The 15,530-nt window shown below is 64.6% G+C and carries 18 protein-coding genes; 10 read left to right on the top strand and 8 right to left on the bottom strand.

Annotated features, from left to right (window positions below):
* Positions 1 to 23: 23 nt before the first annotated feature.
* From AAIL68_RS07980 to AAIL68_RS07955, 6 genes are all read right to left on the bottom strand, one after another.
* Positions 24 to 782: a DUF1217 domain-containing protein gene (locus AAIL68_RS07980; protein ID WP_347139200.1), complete on the bottom strand. Its 759-nt coding sequence runs from the start codon at positions 780 to 782 to the stop codon at positions 24 to 26.
* A 19-nt stretch (positions 783 to 801) separates the two neighbouring features.
* A complete protein-coding gene (flbT, locus tag AAIL68_RS07975) occupies positions 802 to 1,206 on the bottom strand; it encodes a flagellar biosynthesis repressor FlbT (RefSeq protein ID WP_347139198.1) in 405 nt (134 codons plus the stop codon).
* On the bottom strand, positions 1,203 to 1,577 hold the full coding sequence (gene flaF / locus AAIL68_RS07970; protein WP_347139196.1) for a flagellar biosynthesis regulator FlaF: 375 nt from the start codon (positions 1,575 to 1,577) through the stop codon (positions 1,203 to 1,205). The genes flbT and flaF overlap by 4 nt, the downstream gene beginning before the upstream one ends.
* Before the next feature lie 86 nt (positions 1,578 to 1,663).
* Positions 1,664 to 2,482: a flagellin gene (locus AAIL68_RS07965; RefSeq protein WP_347139195.1), complete on the bottom strand. Its 819-nt coding sequence runs from the start codon at positions 2,480 to 2,482 to the stop codon at positions 1,664 to 1,666.
* 172 nt (positions 2,483 to 2,654) lie between these two features.
* Positions 2,655 to 2,972: a hypothetical protein gene (locus AAIL68_RS07960; RefSeq protein WP_347139193.1), complete on the bottom strand. Its 318-nt coding sequence runs from the start codon at positions 2,970 to 2,972 to the stop codon at positions 2,655 to 2,657.
* The gene (locus AAIL68_RS07955; protein WP_347139191.1) at positions 2,969 to 3,211 is read right to left on the bottom strand and encodes a rod-binding protein; all 243 of its coding nucleotides are present in this window, start codon (positions 3,209 to 3,211) and stop codon (positions 2,969 to 2,971) included. The genes AAIL68_RS07960 and AAIL68_RS07955 overlap by 4 nt, the downstream gene beginning before the upstream one ends.
* 106 nt (positions 3,212 to 3,317) lie before the next feature.
* On the opposite strand from AAIL68_RS07955, the gene AAIL68_RS07950 reads away from it, so the two are divergent.
* On the top strand, positions 3,318 to 4,208 hold the full coding sequence (locus AAIL68_RS07950; RefSeq protein WP_347139189.1) for a flagellar hook-length control protein FliK: 891 nt from the start codon (positions 3,318 to 3,320) through the stop codon (positions 4,206 to 4,208).
* Between the two features lie 12 nt (positions 4,209 to 4,220).
* Complete coding sequence (locus tag AAIL68_RS07945; RefSeq protein ID WP_347139187.1) at positions 4,221 to 4,898, top strand: flagellar hook capping FlgD N-terminal domain-containing protein; 678 nt, start codon at positions 4,221 to 4,223, stop codon at positions 4,896 to 4,898.
* Here AAIL68_RS07945 and AAIL68_RS07940 read toward each other — a convergent pair.
* A complete protein-coding gene (locus AAIL68_RS07940) occupies positions 4,895 to 5,815 on the bottom strand; it encodes a LysR family transcriptional regulator (protein WP_347139186.1) in 921 nt (306 codons plus the stop codon). The genes AAIL68_RS07945 and AAIL68_RS07940 overlap by 4 nt on opposite strands.
* 95 nt (positions 5,816 to 5,910) lie before the next feature.
* Between AAIL68_RS07940 and AAIL68_RS07935 the strand changes: the two genes are divergently transcribed.
* The 8 genes from AAIL68_RS07935 to rpe all read left to right on the top strand — a co-directional run bounded on the left by AAIL68_RS07935 (position 5,911) and on the right by rpe (position 14,611).
* Positions 5,911 to 6,906 (top strand): class 1 fructose-bisphosphatase, encoded by a 996-nt coding sequence (locus tag AAIL68_RS07935; RefSeq protein WP_347139184.1) that lies wholly within the window; start codon positions 5,911 to 5,913, stop codon positions 6,904 to 6,906.
* Positions 6,907 to 6,913: 7 nt separating this feature from the next.
* A complete protein-coding gene (locus AAIL68_RS07930) occupies positions 6,914 to 7,786 on the top strand; it encodes a phosphoribulokinase (RefSeq protein ID WP_347139183.1) in 873 nt (290 codons plus the stop codon).
* Positions 7,787 to 7,795: 9 nt separating this feature from the next.
* On the top strand, positions 7,796 to 9,793 hold the full coding sequence (gene tkt, locus AAIL68_RS07925; RefSeq protein ID WP_347139181.1) for a transketolase: 1,998 nt from the start codon (positions 7,796 to 7,798) through the stop codon (positions 9,791 to 9,793).
* Positions 9,793 to 10,872 carry a class II fructose-bisphosphate aldolase gene (fba, locus tag AAIL68_RS07920; RefSeq protein WP_347139180.1) on the top strand — a complete coding sequence of 360 codons (1,080 nt, stop codon included), beginning with the start codon at positions 9,793 to 9,795 and terminating at the stop codon, positions 10,870 to 10,872. Before tkt ends, fba begins: the two co-directional genes overlap by 1 nt.
* Positions 10,873 to 10,886: 14 nt before the next feature.
* On the top strand, positions 10,887 to 12,350 hold the full coding sequence (locus AAIL68_RS07915; protein WP_347139178.1) for a form I ribulose bisphosphate carboxylase large subunit: 1,464 nt from the start codon (positions 10,887 to 10,889) through the stop codon (positions 12,348 to 12,350).
* 115 nt (positions 12,351 to 12,465) lie between these two features.
* On the top strand, positions 12,466 to 12,885 hold the full coding sequence (locus AAIL68_RS07910; protein WP_103172569.1) for a ribulose bisphosphate carboxylase small subunit: 420 nt from the start codon (positions 12,466 to 12,468) through the stop codon (positions 12,883 to 12,885).
* A gap of 69 nt (positions 12,886 to 12,954) precedes the next feature.
* Entirely contained in the window at positions 12,955 to 13,902 is a 948-nt protein-coding gene (gene cbbX, locus AAIL68_RS07905; protein ID WP_347139177.1) for a CbbX protein, read from the top strand.
* A gap of 10 nt (positions 13,903 to 13,912) precedes the next feature.
* Positions 13,913 to 14,611 (top strand): ribulose-phosphate 3-epimerase, encoded by a 699-nt coding sequence (gene rpe / locus AAIL68_RS07900; protein ID WP_347139176.1) that lies wholly within the window; start codon positions 13,913 to 13,915, stop codon positions 14,609 to 14,611.
* Here the strand turns inward: rpe and AAIL68_RS07895 are convergent, their stop codons facing one another.
* Positions 14,612 to 15,526: an HNH endonuclease gene (locus AAIL68_RS07895; RefSeq protein WP_347139175.1), complete on the bottom strand. Its 915-nt coding sequence runs from the start codon at positions 15,524 to 15,526 to the stop codon at positions 14,612 to 14,614.
* Between the last annotated feature and the right edge of the window lie 4 nt (positions 15,527 to 15,530).

Raw genomic sequence — 15,530 nt, 5'->3', positions numbered from 1 at the left:
GGCGAGAAAAATCCATCGCCCTCTTATCGCGACAACAACGCCAGCGCCGCACTGTATCGGTTGCCGCTCGTCGTCATCTGGTTCTGCGAGCGAGCCAGATAGCGTGTGATCAGCTTATCCGTCATCTCGCTGGCGCCTATTTCGGCAAAGCTGCTGGTACCCAGGACGCGCCTGGACGCCGACATGAACTCCTCCAGTTGCCGGTCAACCGACAGGTTGGCAATCGAGCTGCTGAAGCCAAAAGCGCCTTCGAAAACCTCGCGCAAAGCCTTGTTGCCCAGAACCTCATACCACATGGTCTTGTCGGTCGAGGTTCGAGTGGCGAAAGCCTTCAGTTCGTTTCGGGCATTCAAGGCAAGCCGATAGCTTTTGTCGCCTTCGCCGACGCGCCTTTGAAACTGTTGCTGGACATAGGCTTCTGTCACGGCCTCGCCTGTCGCCTTGGTATCGGCAAGGTTCTGGAACCTTTTGGCAAGCTTTAGATAGCGCTTGTCGCTGAGCCGGTTGACCAGCGATGCACTGTCGCCGATGTCCGATTCCAGCACCTTGCGAATAAAGGCCTTGTTGGCAATGTCGTTCTCTAGATCAAAGGCGCCCAAGGCCACCTGCAACATCTTGTAGTTGCTGACCAGATCTTCGGCGGTGGTATCTTCGGTCAAGTTTTCGCGGAAATGGGCAGTGGCGCGCTGGATTACCGGATCCTTTGCCGTGGCCTCGACCTGACGGGCTTCGATCCGCTGCAGGATCCGCCAGCCGGCGATGCCGCCGATCCCGATATTCACGGCAGACGTCACGGCACCCTCACTGGCGGCGGACTTCGATAAGCCAGTCTTCCTGTGGCAATAGCTCGCGCAAGCGGCGCAGGGCCGGATAGATCGCCCCATCTTCGACGCTATCCCTGGCATCCTGGAGGATCCCCTGCCCTGCCGGATCTTCGAAGACCTGCATAAGCTGAGCGATAGCCAGCAGCAGTTGGCGGCTGCCTTCAGCCGGTTGGGCATCACCCGACAGGATCAGTTGCGCGATATAGCAGGCGCGGCCGACGGGCGTATTGGCACGGTCGGGGTGGATCGCATCCTTCAGACGCAGGACATTGGCGTTCGGCGTGCGAATGGCGATCTTGGATCGGCGGTCGCCGTTTTCGATGACGGCGCCATTGATCAGCACGCGTTCGTTCGGGGCAAGCTTCAGAACAAGGCCGCTCATGTCGTAGCCTCGTTGCGCAGGCCCTTCATCATCGAGATGTTCACTTCGATCAGCACCTCGATCGAGGCGCCGCCACTCATGACGGCATGGCCATGGCGGATACTGAAGAGGGCAAGCGACAAAAGGTCAGCCTTTAACTGATCGGGAAGGGAGTTTCCAGAATGCGCAAGGTCAGCCGCAAGAATGGTCCACAGATCATTGTTCTTGTGGACGGCCGCCAGGCGCTCGTGCATCGGCGCACCCTCCTGGGCGCGGCGCAACAGGTGCGTGACGCGTGCGAAAATACTGTATTCGTTGTCCTTGTCGGTTCGAACCGCGTTCGATGTGTAACCGACATGCGCTTTCATTGGTGTAACCGCGTTCAAGGTCATCAATCCCGATTTCTAGGAGAGGCTTCAAGCATGGAAACCAAAGATGGAGGTGGAGGCGCCTAGAGCCTCCACCCCGCAGGCGATCATCAGCGGAACAGGCTCAAGATGGCCGAAGGCGACTGGTTGGCGATCGACAGGGCTTGTACGCCCAACTGCTGCTGGGTTTGCAGCGCCTGCAAGCGCGCCGAAGCCTCCTCCATATCGGCATCGACAAGCGCACTGACCCCCCGCGTCAGCGAGTCAGCCTGCTTGGTGACAAAGTTGGCCTGAGCCTCGATCCGCGCCTGAGCGGCACCGAAAGTCGCGGCGGCTGTGTTGACGGCGTCAAGCTGGGTGTCGATCGTATCGAGCGCCCCGGCAGCCGAGATGTCGGTGATGCCGGTGATCGCGGTCGCGACCGCGGCCAGGTCGGCCACACCGGTGCTGAAGGTCTGCGACGCGACAGCGCCAGCGGCCGAACGGGTGATGCCGACCGTGATGGTTTCGGCGGTCGAGCCAGTGTTGACCAGATTGATGCCGTTGTACTGGGCCGATCCGGCGATAGAGGTAATCGTGCCGGCAAGGGCCGTGACTTCGGCCGTCAGCTTGGTCACATCAGCATCGGGGTTCTGTGCCTGCACCACCCTCGACTGGATTTGCTTGACCAAGTCGGCAACCTGCTCGGTCGCATCGCGGGCGGTGCCGACCATGGCACCGGCCGAGGTCAAAGAATTGCCAAGCGTCTTGAGGGCCTGGACATCGGAATTCATCGTCGAGGCGATGGCCCAGGACGAGCTGTTATCCTTGGCGCTTGCGACGCGAAGGCCCGTCGCGATTTCAGACTGCGCCTTGTTCAGGTTGGAGTTCACGTTCTTCAGGGTCTGGAGGGCGACGATGGCGCCGTTGTTGGTCAGAATACTGGACATCTTATCCTCTGGAATAAGGGATGCTTTGCATCCGCGATGGTGACGGTTGGCCTTCTGACCCTGGGCGTTTGTCCCTGTGCCGTTTTCGGCATGACCGCAGTCCTAGCAGCCGGTGATTTACGGATAGTGAATTTGCGCCCCTTCTCCAAACATCGAACGCAAAGGATTTTACTCAAAACCGCTGCGGCATCGCGGCACTGGTCGGCGTCTGATGCCGCCGCCCTTCCTGGTCATAGGTTTGCAGCGTCCGCGCGTTCTGCAGGATGTCCTTGATCTGGGCGATCGCGCGCTGCGTGCCGCGGGCCGAATCCTCGGCCAGGCGGCGCAGGTGCAGCAGGGTTTGTTCGATCCGGACCTTGGCTTCCGGCTCGATCCGGTCGCGTTCGAATCGCTTCGCGAGCGCCTCGATCCGCGTCAGGGCCAAGGCAGCATCGCCGGAAATAATGGCCTGCTGGACGCTGTCCAGCATGGTCTTGTGCCTGGATTTCATTGCAGCTTCATCCGTTCCCCGAAGCCCAGGTCGATTTTCCTGGCCAGGACAGCGGCGTATTCCTGGGTCAGGAAGCTGGCGAACTGGTCCTCGCCGATGCCGCCGCCGAAGGCGCCGTCCGTCGATTTCGGTCCGCAATATTTCAGCATCTCCTCAAGAAATGCCTGTTCCAGTTTTTCGGCAGCCTGGGGCGCGGTTTTCGATGGCAGCAAGGCGCGCTGGATGTGATCGACGTGCATGATCTTTTCCTGATGCAAGATTTTTTCAGAAATAGCGCCTTGCAGTAAATAAATCGTAAGGAGTCATGCTTATCCCCTTACCCAGTAATCGCTTGGGAATCGCCAGATGGCAGAGTGTGTTGTTTTACCGATCACGACTTCCGTCCAACCTGTCCCGCTTGCCGAACCGGCGGCAGAGGCCGAGGCGGCAGTCGCTGGCTTCACCCTTGAGGAGGTGCCGCCGGACGAGTCGCCCGGCCCCGCCGAGGCCGGGGAAGACGCCCCGGCCGAGGTTCCGGCCCCTGACCCGTTGCAGATGCTGATCGAGGATCTGTCCGGGATCAGCGGCGCCCTGCGCGAGGCGGCTCCGCAGGCAGCGGAGAAGACGGTCCCGGCCGAGCCTGAAGTGATGCTGCCCGAAATTGTGCAGAAGTCCGCCCTGCCGGTCACCCTGGACGCCATGCAGGCCTGCGAGGTGCCGAGCAAGGCGATGCTTGCCGAGGCGCCCAAAGCGGAGACAGCCACAGACAATATCGAGGCACTGCCGCCCGATCCGCTCACCAGCCATTCGCATGGCGCGCCCGTCACGCCCGCCGAGATCCGGCCTCCCAAGGCCGCCGCCACTCCTGTCCCGGTAGCGCGCCAGATCGCCGAGGCGATGGTGACGGCCCGCGACGACGTGGTCGAGATCGCCTTGGCGCCCGAGGAACTGGGCAGGATCCGCATGGTCATGTCCGGGCCCGAGCACAGCCCCCATGTGGTGGTCTGGGTCGAACGGCCCGAGGTTCTGGACCAGATGCGCCGCAATGCCGCCTTTCTGCAGGAATGCCTCAGCGATTCCGGAATGGCCGGGGCTTCCTTCGAATTCCAGGGGGACAGGCATCCGGGGCCGCGCGACGACTGGCCCGCGCCCCTGCATTCCGACGCTCTGGGCCTTGAGACATTCGACCAGATGCAGGCCATTCCGATGGCCTGGACGCCCATGGCCATTCCGGCCCGGCTGGATATCCGTATCTGAAAGGAGGTTCCCATGGTTTCTGCGGTTGGCAGTTCGACAGCGACAAGCCTTGCCACGGCCACGGCCACGGCTACGGCTACGACAGACGGGACGGCATCGGCCCCGTCGACGAATTTCGACACCTTTCTGAAGATGCTGACCACGCAGTTGCGGAACCAGGATCCCCTGAACCCGATGGAAGGGTCTGACTTCGCCGTGCAGCTTGCCACCTTCTCGGGGGTCGAGCAGCAGGCGCAGACTAACAAGCTGCTGGAACAGATGATCGCGCAGGCAGGCGGCAGCCTGGGGCAGCTGGCCGACTGGATCGGCAAGGAGGTGCGCACGACCGAGCCTGTCTGGTTCGGGGACAAGGCCCTGACGCTGGACATCGCCCCCGACAGCCGCGCCGACAGCGTCACGCTGGTGGTTCTGAACGCATCGGGCCGCGAGGTGTCGCGCGAGGAGATCGGCACGGGCGAGGGGCAGATCGACTGGTTCGGACGCGACGACATGGGGAAAAAACTGGCCGACGGGCGCTATTCCTTCGTGATCGAAAGCAGCCGCGCGGGCGAGGTGATCTCGGAGGACGCGGTCGGCGCCTATGTCCGTGTGACCGAGGCCGCCGTGGGCACCGGGGGCGTCGAACTGATCTTCAAAGGGGGCGGCTCGGCGCCTGCCAGCAACATCGAGGCGATCCGCGACCCAGGCTAAAGCTGCGGCAGGAAGCCGCCGCGCATCGCCAGGATCTCGTCGCGAATCCGGGCTGTGGCGGGGCTGGGATGACGATCGGCGCGGCGCAGCAGATACCAGCTTCGCTGGATGGGCAGGCCGATGCCGCGCAGGGCAATCAGGCGGCCGGACCGCAACTCCTCGGTCACGGTGTGCTGGGAAATCAGCGCCACGCCCAAGCCCGCGATCACCGCCTGCTTGATGGTCTCGTTCGTGCCCATCTCGACCGCGCGCCATGTCGCGCCCTCGCCGATGCGATCCAGGAAGCGGGTCATCAGGATGCGGGTGCCCGAGCCTTCCTCTCGCGACAGGAAGGTCTGGGCCAGCAGGTCGCCCGGCATCACCGGATCGGCATCGGCCAGGGGATGGTCGGGCGCGGCGATGATGATATGGGGATGCGGACCGATGGGGTCGGCGATCACCGCTGGCTCACGCGGCGGGCGGCCCATGATCGCCAGATCCAGGTCGTCGCCCGCCAGGGCCGCCAGCACCGCGTCACGGTTGCCGATGCGCAGCGTCACCTCGATCTCGGGCAAAAGTCGCAAAAGCCGCGCGACCAGGCCGGGGGCGAAGTACTTGCCAGTGGAGACCACCCCCAGCACGACATTGCCAACATGGCCTTGCCGCAATGCGCCGATCTCGCGCCCCGCGCGGGCCAGGGCGGTGGCGATCTGCGATTCCGCCAGCAGCAGCGCCTGGCCCTCGGAGGTGGGACGAAAGGCGCCATGCTCGGCCCGCTGGACCAGGGGGCAACCCGCCAGATCCTCCAGCCCCCGCAACTGGCTGTGGATGGCAGGCGTGGTCAGGCCCAGCAGGCCTGCGGCGCCTGTCAGGCTGCCGCTGTCGGCCACCGCGCGCAGGCAGCGCAACTGGCGCAGGCTGATCCCATCAAGCTTCATCTTCAGCCATATCTAATACATCTTCCAGATTATTAAATTTCATCTAAATCCCTGCCCTGTCAATCTGCCCCTATCAGACGCCAAGGGAGGGGCCGATGACGACGCCAAGCATCGACACCACGCATGTTCCACCGCAGTACCAGACGCTGATGCTGGCCTTGGCGCGCGGCGGGGCGACCCTGGCGGGCGTGATCCGGCGCGGCGACGGCAGCCTGTCGGCCGAGGTCGGCACCAACAGCGACGGCGACGGGCAAAAGCGTCTGGACGTGCAGGCCGACGCGCTGTTCCGCGACGCCCTGCGCGATGCCGGGCTGCGGTGGTATGCCAGCGAGGAGCAGGCCGCCCCCTTGGCGATGCAGCCGGGCGGCGCCTTCGCCCTGGCGATCGATCCGCTGGACGGATCGTCCAACATCGACACCAATGTGTCCATCGGCACGATCTTTGCCGTCTATCCGGCGGCGGACCAGTCTGATGCCAGCTTCCTGCGCCCGGCACGCGACCTGATCGCCGGGGGCTACATCATCTATGGCCCGCGCTGCTGCCTGGTGGTCAGCTTCGGCGACGGCACGCAAATCTATACGCTGAACCCCGACACCGACAGCTTCGATCTGACCGATCCGCGCGTGACGATGCCGGATTGCTTCTTCGAATATGCCATCAACGCCTCGAACTATCGGCATTGGCCGCGCCCCATCCGGGCCTTCATCGACGACTGCCTGGCCGGGATCGACGGCCCGCGCGCGCGGAATTTCAACATGCGCTGGATCGCGTCCCTGGTGGCCGAGGCGCATCGCATCCTGATGCGGGGCGGCATCTTCCTTTACCCGGCCGACGCGCGGAAGGGTTACGAACGCGGCCGGCTGCGGATGCTGTACGAATGCGCGCCCATTGCCTTTGTCATCGAACAGGCGGGCGGGCGGGCGACCGATGGCGCGCTGCCGATCCTGGACGGGACCATCACCGACCTGCACGGGCGTACGCCGCTGGTCTTCGGATCGGCCGAAAAGGTCGATCGTGTCGCCACCTATCACGACCTGCCCGAGGCCGAGGTCTCGGCGCTGTTCGGCCATCGCGGCCTGTTCCGGGCCTGAGGACATCATGAGCAAGAAGCACCCCATCATTTCCGTCACCGGCAGTTCCGGCGCGGGCACGACCACGGTCAAGACCACCTTCGACCAGATCTTCCGCCGCGAGGGCATCAAGGCCGTCAGCATTGAGGGCGACGCCTTCCACCGCTTTGACCGCCAGGCGATGAAGGACGAACTGGCCCGCCGCCAGGCCGCAGGCGACCAGACCTTCAGCCATTTCAGCTTTGACGCCAACGAACTGGAGAAGCTGGAGGAGATCTTCCGCATCTATGGCGAGACCGGCAAGGGAGAGACGCGCCATTACGTCCACGACGACCGCGAGGCCGAACGCTGGGGCAGCGCCCCCGGCACCTTCACGCCTTGGGCGCCCTTCGAGGAAGGCTCGGACCTTCTGTTCTACGAAGGGCTGCACGGTGCGGTCGCCAATGACAGGGTCAACTTGGCAAAACTGGCGGATCTGAAGATCGGCGTGGTGCCGGTCATCAACCTGGAATGGATCCAGAAAATCCATCGCGACAAGGCCAGCCGGGGCTATTCGACCGAGGCCGTGACCGACACCATCCTGCGCCGGATGCACGCCTATGTTCACTGCATCTGCCCGCAGTTCACCCAGACCGACATCAATTTCCAGCGGGTGCCGGTGGTCGATACCTCGAACCCCTTCATCGCGCGATGGATCCCGACGGCTGACGAAAGCCTGGTGGTGATCCGCTTCCGCAACCCGCGCGGCATCGACTTTGCCTACCTGACCCAGATGATCGACGGGTCCTGGATGACGCGGGCCAATTCCATCGTCATTCCGGGGCCGAAGACCGACCTCGCCATGCAGTTGATCCTGACGCCGATGATCCTGCGCCTGATCGACGACGCCAAGCGCGCTTGAGGACACGCCATGAACCAGATGACCCGCATCGACCCTGTTCTGGAAACCAGGATGGCCAATGCTATCCGCGCCTTGGCCATGGACGCGGTCGAGGCCGCGAAATCCGGCCATCCCGGCGCGCCGATGGGCATGGCGGACGTGGCGACGGTGCTGTTCCACCGCTTCATGCGGGTGGACCCGGCGGACCCCCGCTGGCCCGATCGTGACCGCTTCGTGATGTCGGCGGGGCATGGCTCGATGCTGGTCTATGCCATCCATCACCTGCTGGGCTATGACGACATGGGGCTCGACCAGATCCGCGCCTTCCGGCAGATGGGGTCGCGCACGGCGGGCCATCCCGAATACGGCCATGCCAAGGGGATCGAGGTCACGACCGGCCCACTGGGGCAGGGCATCACCAGTGCCGTCGGCATGGCCTTGGCCGAGCGCATGGCCCATGCCCGCTGGCCAGACCTGACGGACCATTACACCTATGTCATCGCAGGCGACGGCTGCCTGATGGAGGGGATCAGCCACGAGGCCATCGACCTTGCGGGCCACCTGTGCCTGGGGCGGCTGATCGTGCTGTGGGACGACAACGGCATCACCATCGACGGCGGCACCGACCTGTCCACCAGCACGGACCAGCAGGCGCGCTTCGCCGCCGCAGGCTGGCATGTGCAGGCGGTGGACGGGCATGACCGCGAGGCCATAGCTGCCGCTATCGAAGCCGCGCGGGCCGATGACCGTCCATCCATGATCGCTTGCCGGACCATCATCGGCTTTGGCGCGCCCAACAAGCAGGGCGGCCATGACGTGCATGGCGCCCCCTTGGGGGCTAAGGAAATCGCCGCCGCCCGCAAGATGCTGGACTGGCCCCACGAGCCCTTTACCCTGCCCGAGGATGTGACCGCCGCCTGGGCCGCGATTGCCGCGCGCGGCGCGCAGGCTCGGGCCGACTGGGCGGCACGGCTGGAAACCTCCGCCAACCGTGCCGCCTTTCTTGCCGCCCAGGGCGCGCCCGATGCGCCCGCGCTGCGCAAGGCGATTGCCGAATACTGCCAAAGGCTTGCCCAGGATCGCCCGAAGGTCGCAACCCGCAAGGCCAGCGAGATGGCCCTGGAGGTCATCAACGCCACCCTGCCCCAGACCATTGGCGGAAGCGCGGACCTGACCGGGTCGAACCTGACCCGCAGCACGGGGATGGCTTCGATCAAGCCGGGCGACTATGCGGGCCGCTATATCCACTATGGCATCCGCGAACATGCGATGGCCGCCGTGATGAACGGCATTGCGCTGCACGGGGGCTTTGTCCCCTATGGCGGCACCTTCCTGGCCTTTGCAGACTATTCCCGCCCCGCGATCCGGCTGGGCGCGCTGATGGGGGTGCCGGTCGTCCATGTCATGACCCATGACAGCATCGGCCTGGGAGAGGACGGCCCGACGCACCAGCCGGTCGAGCATCTGGCCTCGCTTCGCGCCATTCCGAACCTGCAGGTCTTCCGCCCCGCCGATGCGGTGGAAACCGCCGAGGCCTGGGAGATCGCGCTGACCAGCGAGGGCACGCCGTCCGTGCTTGCCCTGTCGCGGCAGAACCTCCCCACCGTGCGGATCGAGGACGAGGACACCAATCGCAGTCGCCGGGGCGCCTATGTGCTGCGCGCCACGCCGACGCCGCGCGACGTGACGCTGATCGCCACGGGTTCCGAGGTCGAGATCGCCCTGGCCGCCGCCGACCTGCTGCGGGCCGAGCGGATCAACGCCGCCGTCGTCTCGGCCCCCTGCTTCGAACTGTTTGCCCGGCAGGACCGCGCCTATCGGCAGGGCGTCTTGTGCGACGCCCCCCGCATCGGGATCGAGGCCGCGATCCGCCAGGGTTGGGACCTGTTCCTGCGCCCCGAGGACGGCTTTGTCGGCATGACGGGCTTTGGCGCCTCCGCCCCCGCTCCTGCTCTTTACCGCCATTTCGGCATCACACTCGAGGCCACGGCAGAGCTGGCCCGGAAACTCATCAAGGGAGAGGACTGATGGCGCTGATCACGCTGCGACAGCTTCTGGACCACGCCGCCGAACATGGCTACGGCGTGCCCGCCTTCAACATCAACAACATGGAACAGGGTTTGGCGATCCTGAAGGCGGCGGCTGCGGTCGATGCCCCGGTGATCCTGCAGGCCAGCCGCGGCGCGCGCTCCTATGCCGGCGACATCATGCTGCGCCGCATGGTCGAGGCCCTGGCCGAGATGAACCCTACGGTTCCGATCTGCCTGCACCAGGACCACGGCAACAACCTGGCGACCTGCATGTCCGCGATCCGCCACGGATTTACCAGCGTGATGATGGACGGGTCGCTGCTTGAGGACATGAAGACCCCTGCCGATTACGACTACAACGTCGCGGTGACAGCCAAGGTCGCGGAAGCCGCCCATGCGGTCGGCGCCAGCGTCGAGGGCGAGTTGGGCGTCTTGGGCAGCCTGGAAACCGGAGAGGCTGCGGCCGAGGATGGCTCGGGCGCCGAGGGCAAGCTGGACCCTTCGCAGCTTCTGACCGATCCCGACCAGGCCGTCGATTTCGTGTTGCGCACCCGCTGCGACGCACTGGCGATCGCCTGCGGCACCTCGCACGGCGCCTACAAGTTCACCCGCAAGCCCGATGGCGAGATCCTGGCGATGCATGTGATCGAGGCGATCCACGACCGCCTGCCCGGCACGCATCTGGTCATGCACGGGTCGTCCAGTGTGCCGCAGCATCTGCAAGACCTCATCAACGACTCCGGCGGGCAGATGCCCCAGACCTACGGCGTTCCCGTGGAAGAAATCGAGCGCGGCATCCGCATGGGCGTACGCAAGGTCAATATCGACACCGACTGCCGCATGGCGATGACCGGGCATTTCCGCAAGGTCGCGCGCGAGCGTCCCGACGAGTTCGACCCCCGCAAGTTCATGATCCCCGCCATGGCCGAACTGACCGCGCTGTGCCGCGACCGGTTCGAACGCTTCGGGACGGCGGGGCAGGCCCACAAGATCAAGGTCATCGCGATGGACGAGATGGCCAAACGCTATGCGTCGGGGGCGCTTGACCCGGCCATCACCGGCGCGAAAGCCGCCTGAGAGGAGGAAGACCCATGAACGAGATGTCGAACCCCAAGATGGATGCCAAGAAGCGCTATTCCGCGGGCGTGCTGAAATACGCGCAGATGGGCTATTGGGAGCCCGACTATACCCCCAAGGACACCGACGTGATCGCGCTGTTCCGCATCACGCCGCAGGACGGGGTGGATGCCGTCGAGGCCGCGGCTGCAGTGGCGGGCGAAAGCTCGACCGCGACCTGGACGGTGGTCTGGACCGACCGCCTGACGGCCTGCGACAAGTACCGCGCCAAGGCCTATCGCGTCGATCCGGTCCCGAACTCCTCGGGCGAATACTTCGCCTACATCGCCTATGACCTGGACCTGTTCGAGCCGGGCTCCATCGCCAACCTGACAGCATCCATCATCGGCAACGTCTTCGGCTTCAAGCCCCTGAAGGCCCTGCGGCTGGAGGACATGCGTCTGCCCGTAGCCTATGTGAAGACCTTCCAGGGACCGGCCACCGGCATCGTCGTGGAACGCGAACGCCTGAACGTCTATGGCCGCCCGCTTCTGGGCGCGACCGTGAAGCCCAAGCTGGGCCTGTCGGGGCGCAACTATGGCCGCGTCGTCTATGAGGCGCTGAAGGGCGGCCTCGACTTCACCAAGGATGACGAGAACATCAACAGCCAGCCCTTCATGCATTGGCGCGACCGGTTCCTCTACTGCATGGAGGCGGTGAACCGCGCATCCGCCGCGACCGGAGAGGTCAAGGGCACCTATCTGAACGTCACCGCAGGCACGATGGAGCAGATGTACGAACGCGCCAACTTCGCCAAAGAATTGGGCAGCGTCATCGTGATGATCGACCTGGTGATCGGCTATACGGCGATCCAGTCGATGGCGAAATGGGCGCGCGACAACGACATGATCCTGCACCTGCACCGCGCGGGGCACAGCACCTATACCCGCCAGCGCAGCCATGGCGTCAGCTTCCGCGTCATCGCCAAATGGATGCGGCTTGCAGGGGTGGACCACCTGCACGCGGGCACCGTCGTCGGCAAGCTGGAGGGCGATCCCGCCACGACCAAGGGCTATTACGACATCTTCCGCGAGGAGCGGAACCCGATGGCGCTGGAGAACGGCATCTTCTTTGACCAGGAATGGGCATCGCTGAACAAGATGATGCCGGTCGCCTCGGGCGGCATCCACGCGGGGCAGATGCACCAGCTTCTGACCTATCTGGGAGAGGACGTGGTCCTGCAATTCGGCGGCGGCACCATCGGCCACCCGCACGGCATCCAGGCGGGCGCGACCGCCAACCGCGTGGCGCTGGAGGCGATGGTCTTCGCCCGCAACGCCGGCCGCGACATCTGGAACGAGGGCGAGGACATCCTGCGCGACGCGGCCAAGACCTGCACGCCGCTGAAGCAGGCCCTGGATGTTTGGAAGGACGTGTCCTTCAACTATGCCTCGACCGACGCGCCCGATTTCGCGCCGACGCCCGAAGTGTCGATGTGATCGCATGGTGGGGCAGAATCCCACCCTACGCCATCGCCCGGCAAACGCCCGGATCATGAGGCCCCGTAGGGTGGGGTTCCACCCCACCTTCCCCCGCCATCAAAGGAACACCACCATGAAACTGCGCCAAGGACAGTTCAGCTTTCTTCCCGATCTATCGGACGACGACATTCGCGTGCAGGCCCAATACGCCATCGACAACGGCTGGGCGGTATCCGTGGAATACTCTGACGACCCGCATCCCCGAAACACCTATTGGGAAATGTGGGGGCATCCGATGTTCGACAACCCGGATGCCGCCGCCGTGGTCTTCGAGGTCAACGAATGCCGCAAGGAACACGGCGGCAAATACATCCGCGTCATCGCCTTCGACGCATCCCCCGGCTGGGAATCCATCCGCATGAGCTTCATCGTGAACCGCCCCGCGACCGAACCGGGCTTCCGGCTTGTCCGCCAGGAAGCCGAAGGCCGCGTGGTCCGCTACACGATCGAAAGCTATGCCACTCGCGAACCCGAAGGGCTGCGCTACGCCTGACGGTTTCGGGACCGGGCGGACGCCCTCCCGCCGCCCGGTCCCCTTCCCTTCTCTGCTGAAAGGCCGATCATGACCGAAGACACCGACACCGCCCCGCGCCCCACCCATGTCGATCTGGCCCGATCCTTCGAGGAAAGCGGTGTCAAGGATGTGCTGCGCGAACTGGACGAGACGCTGATCGGCCTTGAGCCCGTCAAGTCCCGCATCCGAGAGACCGCAGCCCTGCTGCTGGTGGACAAGGCCCGCCGCCAGATGGGCTTGGCAACCGAGACGCCGACGCTGCACATGTCCTTTACCGGCAATCCCGGCACCGGCAAGACCACCGTGGCGCTGAAGATGGCCAGTCTGCTGCACCGCCTGGGCTATGTCCGCAAGGGCCACCTGGTGACGGTCACGCGCGACGATCTGGTCGGCCAGTATATCGGCCACACCGCCCCCAAGACCAAGGAGGTCTTGAAAAAGGCCATGGGCGGCGTGCTGTTCATCGACGAGGCCTATTATCTTTACCGCCCGGAAAACGAACGCGATTATGGACAGGAAGCCATCGAGATCCTGCTCCAGGTCATGGAAAACAACCGCGACGATCTGGTGGTGATCCTGGCGGGTTATGCCGACCGGATGGACCGCTTCTTCGCCTCGAACCCTGGCTTCCGGTCGCGCATCGCCCATCACATCGAGTTCCCGGATTATACCGACCCGGAACTGCTGCATATCTCCGAACAGATGCTGGCCGCGCAGAACTATCGCCTGGACGATGCCGCAAGGGCCGCGATGGAGGAATACATCGCCGCCCGCCGCCAGCAGCCGCATTTCGCCAATGCCCGGTCGGTCAGGAACGCCTTGGACCGCGCGCGCCTCCGCCAGGCGAACCGGCTGTTCAACCAGGCGAAAGGTCCGCTGGATGCCGATACGCTGTCAACCCTGACCGAACCCGACCTGCGCGCCAGCCGCGTCTTCCAGGGCGGACTTGACGTGGATCGCAAGACCGGGCAGGCGATGCAGCAGGCCGCCGAATAGGGAAACCGCCATGAGCTTCGACCGCAGCATCAAGATCGCGCCGTCCATCCTCTCCGCCGACTTCGCCGATTTCGGGCGCGAGATCCGGGCCATCGAGGACCAGGGCGCCGACTGGGTCCATGTCGATGTGATGGACGGGCATTTCGTGCCGAACCTGACCTTCGGCCCCCCGGCGGTCAAGGCCTTCCGCCCGCACGTCAAGACCTTCATGGACGTTCACCTGATGATCGCGCCGGTGGATCCCTATATCGAGGCCTATGCCGAGGCAGGCGCCGACATGATCACCGCCCATGTCGAGGCCGGGCCCCATCCGCACCGCACCCTTCAGGCAATCCGCGCGACGGGGAAAAAGGCCGGGATCGCGCTGAACCCCGGCACTCCGGTCGAGGCGGTGGAATACCTGCTGGATCTGGCCGACATGGTTCTGGTGATGACCGTGAACCCCGGCTTCGGCGGGCAGAAGTTCATCCCCAGCCAGATCGACAAGATCGCCCGGTTGCGTGGCATGATCGGCGACCGGCCCATCCATATCCAGGTGGACGGCGGCGTGGATCCGATCACCGCGCCCTTGGTGGCGAAGGCCGGCGCCGATGTGCTGGTGGCGGGATCGGCGGTCTTCAAGGGTGGCTCGATCGGTCAGCCGCAGGTTTACGGCACCAACATCCGCGCCATCCGCGACGCGGCGCAGGGGCTGGCGCAAGCGGTCTGATCACCAGGCCAGATCGCCGGGCACGATCTGGCCAAAGACGTTTTCCCGATGCCAGCGCAGGTTTTCGGGATGGGGCTCATCCCTGGGATCACGAGGCGGGATCAGCTTGCCCCCTGGCAGAAGCAGCCGATCCACGACATCGGCCGGAACCTTGTTGCGCGAGACAAGGATTGAATTGTCGTCGGCGACCGAGATCAGGCCACGGTCGAACATCCAGTGCAGCGTCCCGGACAGGGCGAGTCCGTTTCGCACGGAATCGCTGCCCTGATGCTCGACAGGGCGGATATGGGCCGCCTGAACCTCGGGACGGCCGCCGCCGTTGCGTAGCCGCAGCCCGGAAATGGCACAGCGGTAATCATAGGCGTCACGGACCTTGCGGCGAAAGGCCACGTCCCGATAGGATCTGCGCAACAGACGCTCCACGACCGGACGCTCGAAGGCCTGGGCGCCTTCGGCCATGTCGAAGGGCTGGGGATCATAGCGTCTGGCCTCGATCTCCTCGAGCTGCTGCGGCAAACCAAGATTCACGATCCGCGCAAAATCCGCTTCGGTGATGCGGCGGACAGCCGATTGGGCAAGCCCGCCCGACAGCGGCGACCCGTCAAGAGCCGTCAGCGCCGCTTCCAGCGGGCTGCCATCGACCAGCCGTGGCACTGCGCTGTCGAAGGACAGGAAGCTGCCGGGGCGGATCAGCGCAAGAAAGCGGCCGTCATGACCCGGCTTCGGAATGACCTGATCAACCTGCGCGGTGGCGAAATAGCCGCGCGGCCCTGCCTTCACCGGCTCGTAATAGACGATCCAGTCTCCGACGGCTTCGCTCATCGCCTTGAGATACTGACGCGGGAAGTCGTAAACTTGGTCGGGCTGATCGTCATAGATCGAATCCGCCCTGTGCATCAGGACCAGCTTCACCATCGCC

The organism is Paracoccus sp. SSK6 (assembly GCF_039770665.1).
Taxonomy (GTDB): domain Bacteria; phylum Pseudomonadota; class Alphaproteobacteria; order Rhodobacterales; family Rhodobacteraceae; genus Paracoccus.
The sequence above is the reverse complement of the archived record's forward strand: the minus strand, read 5'-3'. Positions and strand labels throughout refer to the sequence as shown.

Bases quoted from the DNA above. Each gene is read 5' to 3' on its own strand.
- flbT (WP_347139198.1), bottom strand. From the start codon at position 1,206: ATGAGCGGCCTTGTTCTGAAGCTTGCCCCGAACGAACGCGTGCTGATC.
- flaF (WP_347139196.1), bottom strand. From the start codon at position 1,577: ATGACCTTGAACGCGGTTACACCAATGAAAGCGCATGTCGGTTACACA.
- AAIL68_RS07965 (WP_347139195.1), bottom strand. From the start codon at position 2,482: ATGTCCAGTATTCTGACCAACAACGGCGCCATCGTCGCCCTCCAGACC.
- AAIL68_RS07960 (WP_347139193.1), bottom strand. From the start codon at position 2,972: ATGAAATCCAGGCACAAGACCATGCTGGACAGCGTCCAGCAGGCCATT.
- AAIL68_RS07955 (WP_347139191.1), bottom strand. From the start codon at position 3,211: ATGCACGTCGATCACATCCAGCGCGCCTTGCTGCCATCGAAAACCGCG.
- AAIL68_RS07950 (WP_347139189.1), top strand. From the start codon at position 3,318: ATGGCAGAGTGTGTTGTTTTACCGATCACGACTTCCGTCCAACCTGTC.
- AAIL68_RS07945 (WP_347139187.1), top strand. From the start codon at position 4,221: ATGGTTTCTGCGGTTGGCAGTTCGACAGCGACAAGCCTTGCCACGGCC.
- AAIL68_RS07940 (WP_347139186.1), bottom strand. From the start codon at position 5,815: ATGAAGCTTGATGGGATCAGCCTGCGCCAGTTGCGCTGCCTGCGCGCG.
- AAIL68_RS07935 (WP_347139184.1), top strand. From the start codon at position 5,911: ATGACGACGCCAAGCATCGACACCACGCATGTTCCACCGCAGTACCAG.
- AAIL68_RS07930 (WP_347139183.1), top strand. From the start codon at position 6,914: ATGAGCAAGAAGCACCCCATCATTTCCGTCACCGGCAGTTCCGGCGCG.
- tkt (WP_347139181.1), top strand. From the start codon at position 7,796: ATGAACCAGATGACCCGCATCGACCCTGTTCTGGAAACCAGGATGGCC.
- fba (WP_347139180.1), top strand. From the start codon at position 9,793: ATGGCGCTGATCACGCTGCGACAGCTTCTGGACCACGCCGCCGAACAT.
- AAIL68_RS07915 (WP_347139178.1), top strand. From the start codon at position 10,887: ATGAACGAGATGTCGAACCCCAAGATGGATGCCAAGAAGCGCTATTCC.
- AAIL68_RS07910 (WP_103172569.1), top strand. From the start codon at position 12,466: ATGAAACTGCGCCAAGGACAGTTCAGCTTTCTTCCCGATCTATCGGAC.
- cbbX (WP_347139177.1), top strand. From the start codon at position 12,955: ATGACCGAAGACACCGACACCGCCCCGCGCCCCACCCATGTCGATCTG.
- rpe (WP_347139176.1), top strand. From the start codon at position 13,913: ATGAGCTTCGACCGCAGCATCAAGATCGCGCCGTCCATCCTCTCCGCC.
- AAIL68_RS07895 (WP_347139175.1), bottom strand. From the start codon at position 15,526: ATGGTGAAGCTGGTCCTGATGCACAGGGCGGATTCGATCTATGACGAT.